Annotated in this window: 10 protein-coding genes, 1 tRNA gene and 1 pseudogene; 8 read left to right on the top strand and 4 right to left on the bottom strand. The window is 71.2% G+C overall.

The genetic code is table 11. From position 1 onward, the window contains the following. Together G3I54_RS29405 and G3I54_RS29400 are read right to left on the bottom strand one after the other, a co-directional pair. A pseudogene (locus G3I54_RS29405) lies at positions 1–1,128 on the bottom strand (hypothetical protein); the annotation flags it as partial. Then, entirely contained in the window at positions 1,125–2,102 is a 978-nt protein-coding gene (locus G3I54_RS29400; protein ID WP_164618836.1) for an SMI1/KNR4 family protein, read from the bottom strand. The pseudogene G3I54_RS29405 and the gene G3I54_RS29400, both read right to left, overlap by 4 nt. A 235-nt stretch (positions 2,103–2,337) precedes the next feature. Here G3I54_RS29400 and G3I54_RS29395 point away from each other — a divergent pair, with 235 nt between their 5' ends. After that, positions 2,338–2,862 carry a YwqJ-related putative deaminase gene (locus tag G3I54_RS29395; RefSeq protein WP_164618834.1) on the top strand — a complete coding sequence of 175 codons (525 nt, stop codon included), beginning with the start codon at positions 2,338–2,340 and terminating at the stop codon, positions 2,860–2,862. A 10-nt stretch (positions 2,863–2,872) separates the two neighbouring features. Continuing rightward, on the top strand, positions 2,873–3,370 hold the full coding sequence (locus G3I54_RS29390) for an SUKH-3 domain-containing protein (RefSeq protein ID WP_164618832.1): 498 nt from the start codon (positions 2,873–2,875) through the stop codon (positions 3,368–3,370). A 229-nt stretch (positions 3,371–3,599) separates the two neighbouring features. Here the strand turns inward: G3I54_RS29390 and G3I54_RS29385 are convergent, their stop codons facing one another. Next, the gene (locus tag G3I54_RS29385) at positions 3,600–4,919 is read right to left on the bottom strand and encodes a histidine kinase (RefSeq protein ID WP_164618830.1); all 1,320 of its coding nucleotides are present in this window, start codon (positions 4,917–4,919) and stop codon (positions 3,600–3,602) included. Positions 4,920–5,183: 264 nt separating this feature from the next. Here G3I54_RS29385 and G3I54_RS29380 point away from each other — a divergent pair. The 6 genes from G3I54_RS29380 to G3I54_RS29355 all read left to right on the top strand — a co-directional run bounded on the left by G3I54_RS29380 (position 5,184) and on the right by G3I54_RS29355 (position 10,046). Beyond that, positions 5,184–5,254: transfer RNA gene (locus tag G3I54_RS29380), tRNA-Gln, on the top strand. A 108-nt stretch (positions 5,255–5,362) separates the two neighbouring features. Continuing rightward, positions 5,363–6,811, top strand: coding sequence for a bifunctional UDP-N-acetylglucosamine diphosphorylase/glucosamine-1-phosphate N-acetyltransferase GlmU (gene glmU / locus G3I54_RS29375; protein ID WP_164618828.1), 1,449 nt, complete (start codon positions 5,363–5,365; stop codon positions 6,809–6,811). 119 nt (positions 6,812–6,930) lie between these two features. Continuing rightward, complete coding sequence (locus G3I54_RS29370) at positions 6,931–7,908, top strand: ribose-phosphate diphosphokinase (protein ID WP_007455203.1); 978 nt, start codon at positions 6,931–6,933, stop codon at positions 7,906–7,908. Positions 7,909–8,115: 207 nt separating this feature from the next. Then, complete coding sequence (locus G3I54_RS29365; RefSeq protein ID WP_164618826.1) at positions 8,116–8,706, top strand: 50S ribosomal protein L25/general stress protein Ctc; 591 nt, start codon at positions 8,116–8,118, stop codon at positions 8,704–8,706. 146 nt (positions 8,707–8,852) lie between these two features. Beyond that, positions 8,853–9,446 carry an aminoacyl-tRNA hydrolase gene (gene pth, locus G3I54_RS29360; RefSeq protein WP_164618823.1) on the top strand — a complete coding sequence of 198 codons (594 nt, stop codon included), beginning with the start codon at positions 8,853–8,855 and terminating at the stop codon, positions 9,444–9,446. Between the two features lie 129 nt (positions 9,447–9,575). Then, positions 9,576–10,046, top strand: coding sequence for a hypothetical protein (locus G3I54_RS29355; RefSeq protein ID WP_164618821.1), 471 nt, complete (start codon positions 9,576–9,578; stop codon positions 10,044–10,046). Between the two features lie 28 nt (positions 10,047–10,074). Here the strand turns inward: G3I54_RS29355 and ppc are convergent, their stop codons facing one another. Continuing rightward, on the bottom strand, positions 10,075–12,804 hold the full coding sequence (ppc, locus tag G3I54_RS29350; protein ID WP_030086285.1) for a phosphoenolpyruvate carboxylase: 2,730 nt from the start codon (positions 12,802–12,804) through the stop codon (positions 10,075–10,077). Positions 12,805–12,923 lie beyond the last annotated feature (119 nt).

Here is a 12,923-nt window from a genome sequence, read left to right as displayed (position 1 = left end):
ACCGGGCGGACCCGGAGGCGCGGGCGGTCCGGGCGGGCCGAGCTGGGAGACGAGCTGCGTCGGGACGTACCCACCCGCCGGGGCCCCGGGCGCACCCGGGCCCGAGGGCGGCGGCGTAGCGCCCGGCGGCATACCGGGAATCCCGGGCGCACCGGGCGGCGGCGGGGTCGACGAACCGCCCCCGCGCGCACCGCGCGGCGGCACCACGGCCTTGCTGGTGGCCGCGTCCGCGATGTCACCGGCCCCGCCCTGCGCAGCCCCCTGCCCCTGGTCCGGCCGGAGAGCCGGAGCCACCTGTGTACGCGGCAGCTGGCTGCCCCCGGACATCAGCGCGGTGGGCGCCTCGGCCGGGACGACCGGCGGCGGGGCCTCCTCGTCGTCCGTCCCCGACAGCGGCGGCGCGAACACCGTCGCGGGCAGCGGAACGGCCGCGTCGTCGGAGTCGGAGTTGGTGTCCGTGCCCGCCCAGGGCGTCGCCCCGGCCGGCACGCCGTCGGAGGCCGTGGGCTCGTAGGCGTCGCCACCACCGGCGGCGGGCCACGAAGAGGAAGAGGACGGCGGAGGCGTCGCGTCCGCGCCGGCCGACGCGGGCTCCGGGACGGAGTCGGCGACAGGACCGGGGCCGGGAACCGGGGTCGCACCGGACGCCGATACCGACGGCGAGGGGGCCGGGGGCGAAGAGGGCTCGGCCGCCTCCGCCTCGGGCCGGGCCTCCGACTCCCGCCGCTCCGCACGGTGATCCGGAATCCCCAGCTTGTCCGCCGCCTCCTGGAGCCACTCCGGCGGAGTCAGCAGGAACGACGTCTGGTTCAGATCCACCCGCTGCGGCGGCTCCGGAGCGGCGACCGGCGCACCGGCCGGAGCGCCGTACTCCTCCTCGTACCGCCGGATCACCTCGCCCACCGGCAGCCCCGGCCACAACGTCGCCTCACCGCTGTCCCGGGCGATCACCAGCCGCTGCCGGCCGCCGTCCGAGACGGGGCCCTCCGGCCGGTCCTCGGCCCACACCACGAAACCCAGCTCGAACTCACGGACCCGCACCTCACGGTGCTGATACGCGGGCACGTCACCGTTGACCCACTCGTCCGCCCGCTCCTGCGCCTGCGCGAAAGTCACCACCGCGCTCACCCCTCCACCGGGACGGCGCGCGCGAAGCCGCCGTCCACCATCAGGTTCGCCACGGTCTCCAGCTCCGGCGGATTGCCCGCCAGCCGCTGCAGGAAGGCGTCGAAGTCCGCACCGCAGGGCAGCAGCAGCCGCTCCACACGCTCCTGGACACTCCAACCGTCCTGGTCCCGGGCATCGTCGTACGGGCAGAACCACACCGAACCGGGGTCCTGGCCGCGCACCTTCACCGCCAGAATCCCGCCCTGGACGAACGCGACGCCCAGGTAGTCCTTGGTGAAGTGGTCCCGCAGGCACTTGTTCACGTACACCAGGTCGTTCACCGCGGCCTCGTCACGCACCGTGAAGAACGGCTGGTCCACCAGCAGCCCCAGCTCCGCGTCCAACGCCGCGCCCACCGGGGCCGAACCGCCGGCCGCCTTCAGGAAAGAGCGGTACGCGCCGGGCAGCCGGTAGCCGAGATCCTCCTCGACACCCTGCACCTGCTGCTCGCTCACCGCGCCCGCGCCCTTGGGCAGCCGGAAGTGCGCCGGACGGGTCTCCTGCAACGGGCGGGTGCCCCGCCGGTTCTGGTCCACGTCCGTACCCGCCAGACCGCCGTGATGGCGCAGCAGCGCCTTCACCTCGACCGGCACCAGCTCCATCCGCCGGCCGCCCGGCACGTGGTGCCAGGTCCAGCCGTGCGGGGTCGCCACCGCGGGAATCGTGTCCCACAGGTCGTGGCCGCTCGCCGCCATCGCAGCGTTCGCCGACACGTAGTCGGTCAGGCGCAGCTCGTCGATACCGAAGCCCGGAGGCGGATCGGCGATCTCCGCGGCGGCGCGCGCGTACGGCGAAAGAACCGGGTGGCCGCTTCCGTCCATCCGCACCCCTGCGGGGTGGCGGGCCGCCCGGACCGGGTCCGGGAAGTTCACGACCTGCCCGGCGTAGGCGGCGTTCGGTGGCGCGGCTTGCTGCCCGAGCCGACCTGTCGTCATGGCTGATGCCCCCTGCTGCGTCCGGTGTTCCGCACAGCCTAAGCGGTGGGGCAACAGGGGGTCCCGTCCCGCCGGTTCCGTCACGAACGGTCACATTCGCGTGACGGTGAGGCGACGGTCTCGCACCTTCGGGCGACACGCAGACACGTTTCCCCGCCCCAGCTTCCCCACCACCTGGCACATTTGGCAGGCTGTCCCCGCAACTCGGGGGATTGCAGGGAGGGACGTCAGCACGATGCATTCCACACAAACCGTCACATCAGGGGATCCGCGACTCACCTGGAGCAGCACCGAGACCAGCCGTACGCCCCGACTGATCCACCGCCGCGACGGGATCCTTCCCGCGGTGGCCGCCGCCCTGTCCGTACGCGGCGAGACGCTCACCTGCACCGCGGGCAAGGGGGACCAGCCGTCGGTGCTGCACCCGCTCGTCCAGGACTTCCTCGACACCCTCACCAGCGGCCAGCGCGAACGCTTCACCGGGCGCTGCCCCGAAGCGATACTCCTCTCCCGTCAGCTCACCGCCGCCGAGAGCGGGCGCTCCAAACGCGCCCAGCGAAAACCCCTGACCAACGGGGAAGCGCGCCGTGCGCTCAAGCACTCCCGGCTCACCGCCCGGCGCATCCGCGAGGACGGCGATCCGCTCCACGGCAGCTACGCACCGCCCTGCCGATCCTGTTCGGCACTCCTGTCCCACTTCGGCGTACGCCCCGTCGACCTGACCTCCACCGGCGCCGCGACCACCGCCGAGAAGGGCTGACCGCCCACCGATGCACGACCGTCAGCAGCACACCTCCACCCGCTTCCCCGTCGCCGTCGACGCCGCCCTGCGCGAAGCGGGCTGGCAGCCCGGGCGCTGGGACATCCGCCAGGCGGAGGAGTGGGCCGACGCGCTGCGCTCCCACGCCTCTCCGGCCGGCCACCGGCACGCCGTCTTCCCGGCGGCGGTGGAGGCCTGGGCCGAGTTCGGCGGCCTCCACATCACCGCGTCCGCGCCCGGCCGGCACATCGCGCCCGCGTCGGTACGGATCGATCCGCTGAGCGGGCTCCATCTGGCCCGGACGCTGGGCGACCTCGGCCGGGCCCTGGAGACGGAGGTCAGCCCGCTGGGGGCGGAGGGCGAGGAGCAGGCGGTGCTGGCGATCGACACGGAGGGGCGGGTGTACAGCATCGACCACACGGGCGACTGGTTCCTGGGCCAGGACATCGACGAGGCCCTGGCCACACTGGTAACGGGCACCCAACCGTCCCGCCTGACATCGGCCTAGCCATACCCAGCCCGTCCGGCGCTTGAGGACGGACCCGTTGCACCTCCCAGCCCGTCCGGCGCTTGAGGACGGACCCGTTGCACCTCCTAGCCCGTCCGGCGTTTGAGGACGAAACCGTTGCCCGGGACGAACGGGCACCATCGCTTCCCGGCCAGGAAGAGGGCGCCGCTCCCCACCACCGGGGTTCCGTCCTCAAACGCCGGACGGGCAGGAGTGGCCGGGGTCGTCGTCAGGCGTTCGAGCCGTCCGGGAGCACCGCCGAGACCCGGAAACCCCCCGCGTCCGTAGGACCGGACACGAACACGCCCCCCAGCCCCAGCACCCGCTCCCGCATCCCCACCAACCCGTTCCCCCCACTGGGCAGCCCCGCATCCGCCGCCGCCGAGTCCGAGGGCCCGTTCTCCACCTGCATCGCGACCTCGGACTCCCGATGCGCGAGCCGCACCCACGTCTTCGCGCCCGCCGCATGCTTGTGCACGTTCGTCAGCGCCTCCTGCACCACCCGGAACGCGGTCTGCTCGACCTCCGGCGGATACGGCCGCACCTCACCGTCCACGGACATCTCGACGGTCATCCCCGCCTGCCGCGACTGCGCCACCAGCGCCTCCAGCTCGTCCAGCCGGGGCCCGTCCTCCGAGGCGGCGGCAGCGGCGGCCGCGGCCACCTGCTTCACCGACGCCAGCGGAACCGCCCCCGCCGCGGCCGGCGCGATCAGCGCGTCCCCGGTCCGCAGCACCCCGAGCATCTCGCGCAGCTCCGTCAGCGCCTGCCGGCCCATGTCCCCGACCAGCGCCGCGTTGCGCACCGCCTTCGCCGGGTCCTTCGGCGCGACGGCCTGGAGCGCGGCGGCGTGGACCACCATCAGGCTCACCCGGTGGGCGACCACGTCGTGCATCTCCCGGGCGATCCGGGTCCGCTCCTCCGTACGCGCCCACTCGGCCCGCTCCTCGGCCCGGTCCGCGAGCAGCGACAGCTCCCGCTCCAGCGAATCGGCCCGCTCCCGCAGGCTCTCCATCAGCCGGCGTCTGGCCCCTATGTAGAGGCCGAACAGCACGGACGGGGCCGTCAGCCCCACCGCCATGAAGACGGACATCAGCGGGACATACCAGTCCCCCGGCCCGAAGTCGGCCTGCTCGGCCACGCTCTGCCGCAGCCGTACGTACGTGACGATGAACGTCCCCACCAGCGCCATCCCCGCCAGGACGACGGTGATCCGGCGCGGCACCTCGGACGCGGCCAGCGTGTAGAGGCCCACGAGGGCCATCAGGAAGCCCATCTCGGCGGGCGTCATCGCGATGGTCACGAGCACCACGGCGATCGGCCACCGCCGACGTACCAGCAGCACCGAACCCGCCAACAGCCCGAACACCACGCCCACCGGCACCGGCACCCCGGTGTTCCGGGCGAACTCCACCCCCTCCAGGCCACACTCCAGCGCCGACACCAGCGCCAGTCCCACGTCCAGGGCGACACTGCGTCGCCGCTCCCACCACCAGTAGCCGCGGGTGGTCGATCCCGCCGCTTCCCGGTCTGCCCCCGTTGCGGTCATGGCATCCAGCCTACGGGCGGACGCATCTCAATTTCGGGTGACCGGCAACAGCACGTTCCGCGTTCGAACAAGCACGAAACGCATGCCGATCGCGGCAGCGGAGCAGCACTGGATCACTCTCACCGGGCGCCGCCCCCCACGGCGTTCGGCAAGACGTCCCTCAAAGGTGCCGACCTGTACCGTCGCGTCGAGGGCTCCTGGTGCGGCATAGTAGGGGCTGCAAAACGAGCCGATCAAGAGAATCGGACATAAACGGCGATACTATCCCGGGTCGTCTAATGGCAGGACAAATGGTTTTGGTCCATTGAATGAGGGTTCGATTCCTTCCCCGGGAGCAGCGCATGCGGGCCCCGACCACACCGGTCGGGGCCCGCCCCCGTTTCCACCGGAAACACCCCCGGTATCCTGCGGATGACCACCACCCGAAGCCGAAGGGCACATCCGTGAGCGCAACCAGCCCGGCAGCCGTCGTCGTCCTCGCAGCGGGTGAGGGCACCCGCATGAAGTCGAAGACTCCCAAGGTTCTGCACGAGATCTCCGGGCGCTCGCTCGTCGGACATGTCGTCGCCGCCGCCCGTGAGCTGGACCCCCAGCACCTCGTCGTGGTCGTCGGACACGCCAGTGAGCAGGTCACCGCGCATCTGAACGCCGGCGACGCCCCCGTGCGCACCGCCTTCCAGGCCGAGCAGAACGGCACCGGGCACGCCGTCCGCATGGGGCTCGAAGAGCTCGGCGGGGGCGTCGACGGCACCGTGATCGTCGTCTGCGGCGACACCCCGCTGCTGTCCGGCGAGACGCTCGGCGCGCTCGCCGCCACCCATGCCGCCGACGCCAACGCGGTCACCGTCCTGAGCGCCGAGGTCCCGGACTCCACCGGTTACGGGCGCATCGTGCGCGACCCCGCCACCGGTGCGGTCACCGAGATCGTCGAGCACAAGGACGCCACCGACGAGCAGCGGGCGATCTCAGAGATCAACTCCGGGGTGTTCGCGTTCGACGGGCGGCTGCTGGGCGACGCGCTGGGCAAGGTGCGTACCGACAACAGCCAGGGCGAGGAGTACCTCACCGATGTGCTCTCCATCCTGCGCGAGGCCGGGCACCGGGTCGGGGCGTCCGTGGCGGGCGACCACCGCGAGATCCTCGGCATCAACAACCGGCTCCAGCTGGCCGAGGCGCGCCGGCTGCTGAACGAGCGGCTGTTGGAGCGGGCGATGCTCGCGGGCGTGACGATCGTCGACCCGGCGTCCACGCTGATCGACGCGACCGTCACGTACGAGCGGGACGCGATCGTGCACCCGGGGACCCAGCTGCTGGGGACCACGCATCTCGCGGAGGACAGCGAGGTGGGACCGAACTCGCGGATCGAGGACACCGTCGTCGGCGCCGGCGCCCGGGTGGACAACTCCGTGACGCTCTCGGCCGAGGTCGGGCCCGGGGCGTCGGTCGGGCCGTACGCCTACCTGCGGCCGGGCACCCGGCTGGGCACGAAGGCCAAGGCCGGTACGTACGTGGAGATGAAGAACGCGACGATCGGAGAAGGGACGAAGGTCCCGCACCTCAGCTACGTCGGTGACGCGACGATCGGCGATCACACCAACATCGGCGCGGCGAGCGTCTTCGTGAACTACGACGGCGTCGCCAAGCACCACACGACGATCGGTTCTCACTGCCGTACCGGTTCCGACAATATGTTTGTGGCGCCTGTCACGGTCGGGGACGGGGTCTACACCGCCGCCGGGTCGGTCATCACGAAGGACGTGCCCGCCGGTTCGCTGGCCGTGGCGCGGGGCCAGCAGCGGAATATCGAGGGTTGGGTGGCCCGGAAGCGTCCGGGCAGCGCCGCCGCTCAGGCCGCTCAGGCCTCCTCGCAGGAGACCGACGGCCAAAGCTGACCGGAAACAGGTGCGCCGGTGACGGCGTACCGTGATAGATGCTCACCCATTTCGGCTGGCTCGTTGCACATCGGGACCTATGCGTGCAGCGCCAGATACACGTCTGAGGAGACTGTGCTGTGACCGGGATCAAGACGACCGGCGAGAAGAAACTGATGCTCTTCTCCGGCCGCGCCCACCCCGAGCTGGCCGAGGAGGTCGCACATCAACTGGGTGTCGGCCTCGTGCCGACGAAGGCCTTCGATTTCGCCAACGGTGAGATCTACGTGCGCTTCCAGGAGTCGGCACGTGGCGCGGACTGCTTCCTGATCCAGAGCCACACGGCTCCGATCAACAAGTGGATCATGGAGCAGCTGATCATGCTGGACGCGCTGAAGCGCGCTTCGGCCCGTTCCATCACGGTGATCGTGCCGTTCTACGGGTACGCCCGCCAGGACAAGAAGCACCGTGGCCGTGAGCCGATCTCGGCCCGTCTGGTGGCGGACCTGATGAAGACGGCGGGTGCGGACCGGATCCTCACCGTCGATCTGCACACGGACCAGATCCAGGGCTTCTTCGACGGCCCGGTGGACCACCTGTTCGCGCTGCCGATCCTGGCGGACTACGTCGGCGCGAAGGTCGACCGTTCCAAGCTGACGATCGTGTCGCCGGACGCGGGCCGTGTGCGGGTCGCCGACCGCTGGTGCGACCGGCTGGACGCGCCGCTGGCGATCGTGCACAAGCGCCGTGACAAGGACGTTCCGAACCAGGTCTCCGTCCACGAGGTCGTCGGCAACGTCGAGGGCCGCGTCTGTGTGCTGGTCGACGACATGATCGACACCGGTGGCACGATCTGCGCCGCGGCGGACGCCCTGTTCGCGCACGGTGCGGAGGACGTCATCGTGACGGCGACGCACGGTGTGCTGTCGGGTCCGGCGGCGGACCGGCTGAAGAACTCGAAGGTGAGCGAGTTCGTGTTCACGGACACGCTGCCGACCCCGGGTGAGCTGGAGCTGGACAAGATCACGGTGCTCTCGATCGCGCCGACGATCGCGCGTGCGGTGCGTGAGGTGTTCGAGGACGGTTCGGTGACGAGCCTCTTCGAGGAGCAGGGCTGACAGCGGTGCTGATCACCGCCTGGTGATCCACTTTGGGGTGCGGCCTCCCCGCCGGGTAGACTCAGCGAGTTGCTCGGCGAGGGAGGCCGTACCTGTGTGTACGGCGGTCCGTTATCGACGCGCTCTTCGTAGCAGGCCTGTCGTGGGCCGGGTGACCGTTCGTGTTCCGTCTCCCGACGGCTCACCCACCTGACGAGGAGTGCAACCATGGCTGAGATCAAGCTCGCCACCGAGGTCCGTACCGAGTTCGGCAAGGGCGCCGCCCGCCGTGTGCGTCGTGCCAACCGTGTTCCCGCGGTCGTCTACGGCCACGGCGCCGAGCCGGTCCACGTCACGCTGCCGGGTCACGACCTGCTGCTCGCGCTGCGTACGGCCAACGTGCTGATCGGTCTGGAGATCGACGGCAAGGACGCGCTGGTCATCCCGAAGGCCGTGCAGCGTCACCCCCTCAAGGGCACCATCGAGCACGTCGACCTGCTGACCGTGAAGCGCGGCGAGAAGGTCAACGTCGAGATCGCGGTGCACGCCGAGGGCGACCTGGCGCCGGGCGCCAACCTGCTCGAGTTCGTGCTGAACACGCTGCTCGTCGAGGCCGAGGCCACCCACATCCCCGAGTCCGTGACGGTCTCCGTCGCGGGCCTGGACGCCGGTGACTCGATCCTGGCGAAGGACATCGCGCTGCCGAAGGGCTCCGTGCTCGCCGGTGACGAGGACGCCATCGTGATCCAGGTCGTCGCCGCGCAGGCCGAGGAGCCGTCCGCGGACGAGGCTGCCGAGACCGCCGCCGCCGAGGCCTGAGCCTCACCGCTCACGGTTTCACCCGCACAACCCGCATCACTTGTTCCACCTGCTTGACTGACGGGGTGGTGGTTCCCTTCCGGGAGCCACCGCCCCGTTTGCCTGTGCCGCAAGCCGCAAGCCGTACGTGAGGAGACCGAGCGCTGATGTCCGACGCCACCGACCCCTGGCTCATCGTGGGCCTGGGCAATCCGGGTCCCGACTATGCGGCGAACCGGCACAATGTCGGGTTCATGGTCGCCGATCTGCTGGCGACACGGATCGGCGCGAAGTTCAAGCGGGCGCAGAAGGCGCAGGCGCAGGTCCTGGAGGGGCGGATCGGTCCGCCGGGGCCGGCGAGCCGTCGGGTGGTCCTGGCGAAGCCGATGTCGTACATGAATCTGTCGGGCGGTCCGGTGACGGCGCTGCGGGACTTCTACAAGGTGCCGACGGATCATGTGGTGGCGGTCCATGACGAGCTGGACGTCGACTACGGGGCGCTGCGGCTGAAGCTGGGCGGCGGGGACAACGGGCACAACGGGCTGAAGTCGATGACGAAGGCGATGGGTCCGGACTATCACCGGGTGCGGTTCGGGATCGGGCGGCCGCCGGGGCGGATGCAGGTCGCGGATTTCGTGTTGAAGGACTTCTCGTCGACCGAGCGCAAGGAGCTGGCGTTCCTGGTGGACCGGTCGGCGGACGCGGTGGAGTGTCTGCTGGCGGAGGGTCTGGAGCGGGCGCAGAGCGCGTACAACTCCTGAGGGCCTGTGAGCTGTCGCGTGTGCGTACCCCGTCCCGCCGCGTACAACTCCTGACATTCCTGGTGCTGGTGGGGCGTTTTTCGGCCATAGGTTGACCGGGGGTGCGGGTCTGGCCAAGGATCGGCCCCCATGAAGCGGAGCTCTTCCCAGCGTGCGGCGGTCGCGGGGCGTCGGGCGGCCATGGGGCTGGTCGTCCTGGTGCTGCTGGTCGCGGGTGCCTGGTCGTCGTGGAACACCGCGCACCACATCGTTCTGGCCAAGGGCCGCGAGCACGGGACCGTGACGGTGACGGGGTGCGGCGAGGACACGTGCACCGGGTCGTACGAGCCGGACTCGGTGTCGCGGGAGCGTCCGCGGGTGACGCTGGACGCGTCCGTCGCGGCGCGGAAGGGGGATCGTTTCCCCGTGGTGGTGAAGCCCGGTACCGATGCGGTGGTCCGCACGGGGCTGCCGGGCTTTCTGCATGCCTGGGTGCCGTTGGGCGGGGCGCTGGTGCTGGCCGCGTTCGTGATCGGCGGCGGGCTGCGGCTGACGCGTACGGCGTGGGGTGCGGGAACGGCGGGGGCGGCCCTGCTGGTGGCGACGTTCGTCGCGCTGTAGCAGGACCGCCCCGGGGTCTTCCGTACGGTCAGCCGGTGTTGCGCAGGCCTGCCGCTACGCCGTTGACGGTGAGCAGCAGGGCGCGGGAGAGCAGCGGGTCGGGTTCCTCGCCGCGTTCGGCGGCCTGGCGCTGGCGGGCCAGCAGCGAGACCTGGAGGTAGGAGATCGGGTCCAGGTAGGCGTCGCGGATGGCGAAGGTCTGCTGGAGCACCGGGCTGGTGCCGAGCAGTTCGGTGGAGCCGGTGACCTTGAGGACTTCGCTCACGGTCAGCGCGTGCTCGGCCTCGATGGCGTCGAAGACGTGCTTCAGCTCGTCGGGGACGAGCGTGTCGACGTAGTGCCGGGCGATGCGCAGGTCGGTCTTGGCGAGCGTCATCTCCACGTTGGAGAGGAAGTTCCGGAAGAAGTGCCAGTGCTCGTGCATCTCTTCGAGGACGGTGTCGAGTCCGGCTTCGCGCAGGGCCTTGAGGCCGGAGCCGACGCCGTACCAGCCGGGCACGATCTGGCGGGACTGGGTCCAGCCGAAGACCCACGGGATGGCGCGGAGTCCGTCGAGCGAGACGCCCGAGCCGGGGCGGCGGGAGGGCCGCGAGCCCAGGTGCAGGTCGGCGAGCTGGTCCACCGGGGTGGAGGCGAGGAAGTACGCGGGCAGGTCCGGGTCCTCGACGAGCTTGCGGTAGGCGCCGTGGGCCGCGTCGGAGACGGTGTCCATGGCCGCGTCCCAGCGGGCGAGGGCCTCGTCGGACTGGCGGGGTGCGGTGTGCAGGGCGGAGGCCTGGAGGGTGGCCGCGACGGTCAGTTCCAGGTTCTCGCGGGCGAGGGCGGGGATGAGGTACTTGTCGGAGATGACCTCGCCCTGCTCGGTCACCTTGATCTCGCCCTCCAGCGTGCCCCAGGGCTGGGCGAGGATCGCGTCGTGGGAGGGGCCGCCGCCGCGGCCGACGGTGCCGCCGCGGCCGTGGAAGAGGCGCAGGCGTACGCCGTAGCGGTGGGCGACGTCGCGGAGGCGTCGCTGGGCGCGGTGGATCTCCCACTGGGAGGTGGTGATGCCGCCGAACTTGGAGGAGTCGCTGTAGCCGAGCATGACCTCCTGGACGTCGCCGCGCAGTGAGACGAGGCGGCGGTAGGAGGGGTCGGCGAGCATCGCGTCGAGGATGACGTCGGCGGCCTTGAGCTCGTCGGTGGTCTCCAGGAGCGGGACGATGCCGATCTTGGCCCAGCCGGCGTGGAGGTCGATGAGTCCGGCCTCGCGGGCGAGGACGGCGGCGGCGAAGACGTCGTCGGCGCCCTGGCACATGGAGATGATGTAGGACTCGATGACTTCGGGGCCGAAGCGTTCGAAGGCCTGCTTGATGGTGTGGAAGACGCCGAGGGTCTTCTCGCCGGCCGCGTCGAGCGGGGCCGGGGTGGGGGCCAGCGGGCGGCGCGAGCGGAGTTCCTTGGCGAGGAGCTTCTGCCGGTAGTCGCGGGGCATGTCGGCGTAGCGCCAGGATTCCTCGCCGAGCCGGTCGAAGAGCTGGCCGAGGGCGTGGTGGTGGGCGTCGGCGTGTTCGCGTACGTCCATGGTGGCGAGCTGGAGGCCGAAGGCGGCCAGGGTGCGGATGGTGCGGTCCATCCGGCCGTCGGCGAAGAGGCCGCCGCGGTGCTCGCGCAGGGAGGTCTGGATGAGCTCCAGGTCGGCGAGGAGTTCGGCGGTGCCGAGGTAGTCGCAGCCGGGGCGGTGGGGGGTGCCTTCGGCGAGGCGCTCGCGGGTGTTGACGAGCTTCTGCCGGATGCAGGTGGCCTTGAGGCGGTAGGGCTCCTCGGCGTTCAGCCGCTTGTAGCGGGGGCTGATGCCGGGGAGGCGTTCCAGGTCGGCCTGGAGGGAGGTGAGGAGTTCCTCGGTGGCTCCGGCGTAGCGGATGGAGTTGGAGAGGAGGCCGCGGAGGTGGTCGATCATCTCCAGGGCGTCGGTGATGCCGTGCTCGTGCTGGAGGATCAGGACGTCCCAGGTGACGGCGGGCGTCACGTTGGGGTTGCCGTCGCGGTCGCCGCCGATCCAGGTGCCGAAGGTGAGGGGGCGGGTGCCGGCGGGGAGTTCGACGCCGACGCGGTCCAGTTCGGCGGCGAGGTCTTCGAGGACATCGCCGACGGCGTTGGCGTGCAGCTCGTCGAGGTAGTAGATGGCGTTGCGGGCCTCGTCGGCGGGCTCCGGGCGGACGACGCGGAGTTCGTCGGTCTGCCAGATGAGGTCGATGTTCTCGGCGAGGCGGAGGTCCAGGCGGCGGCGGTCGGCCTCGATGGCCGGGGTCTCCAGGAGGGCCGCGATGCGGCGCAGCTTGTTGAGGACGGACCGGCGGGCGGCCTCGGTGGGGTGTGCGGTGAAGACGGGGCGGACGTTGAGGTTCTTGACCGTCTCGCGCAGGTGCTCGGGGTCGGCGTCCTTGAGCCGGTCGGCGGTGCGGGCCAGCAGGCCGCCCTCGGCCGAGCGGCGGTCGCGCATCTCGTGGGCGCGGTGGACCTGCTCGGTGACGTTGGCGAGGTGGAAGTAGGTGGAGAAGGCGCGCACGAGCTGGGCGGCGGTCTCCAGGTCCGTGTCGCCGAGGAGCTCGGCGGCGGCTTCGCCGTCGGTGCGGGTCAGGGCGCGGACCCGCTCGACGAGGTCGAGGAGCTCCTGGCCCTCCTGGCGTACGAGGGTCTCGCCGAGGAGGTCGCCGAGGCGGCGGATGTCGGCGCGCAGCGCGGGGCTGGCGGCAGGGGTCTGGTCGGCACTGCTCACAGTGTGCGGCTCCTTGCAGTGAATGAGGAGGTGCGTTCGCTTCGCCGTCCCCGTGTGTCCGGTGGTGGGGGCGGGTGGCGGGGTCCGGGGCCCTGCGGCTGGCAGCGGTGCTGTCACCA

Source organism: Streptomyces sp. SID14515, from assembly GCF_010548505.1.
Classification (GTDB): domain Bacteria; phylum Actinomycetota; class Actinomycetes; order Streptomycetales; family Streptomycetaceae; genus Streptomyces; species Streptomyces caviscabies.
Note: the sequence above shows the minus strand (reverse complement) of the source record. Positions and strands in the feature narration are given on the sequence as shown.

Coding starts and splice junctions, on each gene's coding strand:
- G3I54_RS29400 (WP_164618836.1), bottom strand. CDS start 2,102: ATGACGACAGGTCGGCTCGGGCAGCAAGCCGCGCCACCGAACGCCGCC.
- G3I54_RS29355 (WP_164618821.1), top strand. CDS start 9,576: ATGAAGCGGAGCTCTTCCCAGCGTGCGGCGGTCGCGGGGCGTCGGGCG.
- G3I54_RS29390 (WP_164618832.1), top strand. CDS start 2,873: ATGCACGACCGTCAGCAGCACACCTCCACCCGCTTCCCCGTCGCCGTC.
- G3I54_RS29395 (WP_164618834.1), top strand. CDS start 2,338: ATGCATTCCACACAAACCGTCACATCAGGGGATCCGCGACTCACCTGG.
- G3I54_RS29365 (WP_164618826.1), top strand. CDS start 8,116: ATGGCTGAGATCAAGCTCGCCACCGAGGTCCGTACCGAGTTCGGCAAG.
- pth (WP_164618823.1), top strand. CDS start 8,853: ATGTCCGACGCCACCGACCCCTGGCTCATCGTGGGCCTGGGCAATCCG.
- G3I54_RS29385 (WP_164618830.1), bottom strand. CDS start 4,919: ATGACCGCAACGGGGGCAGACCGGGAAGCGGCGGGATCGACCACCCGC.